Source organism: Streptomyces sp. NPDC057654 (assembly GCF_042800135.1).
GTDB lineage: Bacteria > Actinomycetota > Actinomycetes > Streptomycetales > Streptomycetaceae > Streptomyces.
Window position 1 is genome coordinate 1 of record NZ_JBHVHQ010000988.1, and the last position, 2,998, is coordinate 2,998.

The window sequence follows — 2,998 nt, forward strand, 5'->3', positions numbered from 1 at the left end:
GAGCTGCCCTGAGGGGCGGGCTGCGCCGGTATCCGGGGCGGCCCCAGCCGGGCCAGGAGCGCGGCGCGCTCCTGGCCGAACTCGGGGTCGGCCTGGTAGTCGGAATGGCCGAGTATCGGCGCGGGCAGCGGGTGGTCCGCCGTGCGGCCGTACGCGAGGGGGTCCTTCAGCGGCCCGCAGTCGACCTCGGGGCCGGTGTCGTCGGGCAGTCTGATGGGGCCGCCGATCGGGTCCGTGAGCCGCCACAGATTCCGCCAGCAGTGCACGTCGCCGTGGAGCGCGGTCAGCTGCGCGGGGCCGAAGTAGGCGGGGAACCAGCGTCCGTAGAGCCGCTCCAGGGGGCAGCCGTAGGTGAGCAGGGCGACGCGCTTGCGGGTGCGCCGGTCCAGCTGCCAGACCGCGGCGGCGGCCAGGACGCTGCCCTGCGAATGCCCGGAGATCACGAGCCGCCCCTCCGTGCGCCGCGTCCAGGTCTCCATGCGCCAGGTGAGGTCGGGGACGGCCCGCTCCGCGTAGCAGGGCGGCGCGAAGGGGTGGGCGGCGCGCGGCCAGAACGTGCCGACGTCCCACAGGATGCCGATCGTGCGGCGCGCGGAGGGGTCACGGTAGGCGCGGCGCCCCCAGGTCAGCAGGAGCACGAAGACGAATCCCATGAACCACGAGCCGAGGGCCTGCACGGTCTGTGCCCCCGCCTCGATGAGGCCCGTCGTCCCCTCCGCGGCCTTGCCCGGCACCTCGTGGGTGCCCCAGGCGCCGGCGACGGCGACGCCGCCGAGTACGAGCGTGACCACGGCGACGGTGCCGACCACCCAGGGGGCGGAGTCTGTGAGCCCCGCGCGCGCGATGGTCCCCGCGATGGCGCCCGTACGGGCCTCGTCGGGCCGCTCGTCCGGGTAGCCGTCGGGGACGGTGCGAAAGAGCCGCTGCTTGCGGACGCGGGTCGCCCACACGAAGTAGAGCGCCAGGAGCAGCAGGGCGGACAGCAGCACCGGGATGATCGACGCCTGCCAGGACAGCACCACCGGCGGCCCCTCCATGGCCCCCTCGCCCATGCCGGGCGTACGGCCGCCGTCGAGCCAGTCGGCGATCCACTGGGCGACGCCGCCGGAGAGCACACCGCCGAGCGCGCAGGCGAGCATCGCGACGGCGGGCCCCGCGAGACCGCGCAGCGGGGACCGCTCCGCGGGAAGCCCCTGGTAGAGCGCGCGGGCGGCGACGGCGAGGCCGACGACGAGGACGCCCTGGGCCAGGGCGATGGCACCGAAAACCTCATTGCCGGGCAGTATGCCCCCCGATGTCCAGCCGGGGCGGTTCCAGGCGGCGTGCACCGCGGCGAGCAGCAGCACGCCGAAGGACATGCCGGGCAGCGCCCGGGCGGTGGCCCGGTCGAGAGCGTCGTCGGTCCTGGTCTCGCTGCGGCCGCGGCGGCACACCACGTACACGGTGAGGGCGCCGACGACGACCAGCAGCGCGTGGATCCACCAGCCGAAGCCGTCCAGCCAGGGGTCACCGCTCTCCCGGCGGTCGTAGCGGGACGCGGCCCAGGAGATCACGGCGGCGACGGTCAGGAAGCCGGCCGCGGTGTGGGCGGCGCGCAGCCGGGCCACGAGCCGCCGTCCGTACCAGAAGCCGGGCAGGCAGAGCGCGGGGCGGCCGGTGCCCGCCGGGTCGTCGTCCTCCAGGGGGCGGCCGACCGGCTGCTGGGACTCGTACGCGCTCCAGGTGCGGTGCGAGAGGAACCAGAGGAGGGCCACTATGGCGGCGGGCACCACGGCCGCGAGCGCGAGCCGCCGGCCGGGCTGGCTCCACCAGCCGCCGTGCTCCGGCGACATGAAGTTCAGCCAGGGCTTCCCGGCGGCGCAGGAGGCCGTGCCGGCGCACTGCCAGGCCGTGAGGTCCAGGGCGACCTCGCAGGCGGCGGCGATGAGCAGGACCGTGAGGCTGAGCGCGACTAGCCGCATGATCATGCCGTACGCGCGCACGGTCCGGACGCGGCCGGTCGCGGACGGCCGCATCCAGTGGGCGAGGTTGGCCACCATGAAGGGGAGCAGCACCAGCCACAGGGCGCGGGAACTGTCGCCGGAGGTGAGGTTGCACCAGACGTACGCCTCGCGGACCGGCTCCTCGCCGTCCTCGCGCGGGCCCGCGGTGCGCTGCTCGGCGTCGGTGTCGCCGGCGCGCCGGTAGATGCCCGCGGTGGCGTCGCCGGTGACGCGCTCGGTGCGCGCGTCGTTCAGCATCTCCTGCGGGGTGGTGCCGCCCACTCCGTGGACGAGCAGTTCCAGCGCGGGGCGGTCCTGCGCTCTGTCGCGGGTCGTGCCGCTCGCCTGGTCTCCTCGCGCTTGGGTGCTTCGTGCTGTCGACGTCTGGCTCTGTGCTGCTGGCAGCGTGCTTCGTGCTGCCGGCGCCTTGTCGTGCTGCCCGGCCGGTGCCACCGTGTCCCCCGATCCCGGTGTGGTGGTTCGCTATGAGGATTGTGCCCGGAGGCACTGACAACACCCGCGACCTCGCGGGCGAGGCGAAATCGTGACTCGAACGTTCCGGGAACGCTCGGTCGATGCGCTGTCATACCCGCGTGGGAAGATGAGCCCGCGACAACGCGACGGCTGATCGGACAGGTCGGAAAGGACGGGCCGGGTGAGCGACAACCAGAACCTTCTCGCGGAGCAGCGGCGCGCCCTGATCCTCGACGAGGTCAGGCGGCGCGGCGGGGTGCGGGTCAACGAGCTGACCCGGAAGCTGAACGTCTCGGACATGACGGTCCGCCGCGACCTGGACGCCCTCGCCCGGCAGGGTGTGCTGGAGAAGGTGCACGGCGGAGCGGTCCCGGTCGCCGAGGCGAGCACGCACGAGCCGGGGTTCGAGGCGAAGGCGGGCCTGGAGCTCAGCGCCAAGGAGGACATCGCCAGAGCCGCGGCGCGGATGGCGGCGCCCGGCAGCGCCATCGCCCTGGCCGGCGGCACGACCGCGTTCGCCCTGGCCCAGCAGCTGCTGGAGG

2 protein-coding genes are annotated in these 2,998 nt (G+C 74.4%); one reads left to right on the forward strand and one right to left on the reverse strand.

The features are described from left to right. The coding region (locus ACFU99_RS39325) for a hypothetical protein (RefSeq protein WP_384402244.1) at positions 1–2,387 on the reverse strand (2,387 nt) is incomplete at its 3' end. 250 nt (positions 2,388–2,637) lie between these two features. On the opposite strand from ACFU99_RS39325, the gene ACFU99_RS39330 reads away from it, so the two are divergent. Continuing rightward, positions 2,638–2,998, forward strand: a 361-nt coding sequence (locus ACFU99_RS39330) for a DeoR family transcriptional regulator (protein ID WP_384402241.1), incomplete at its 3' end; no start/stop codon positions are given.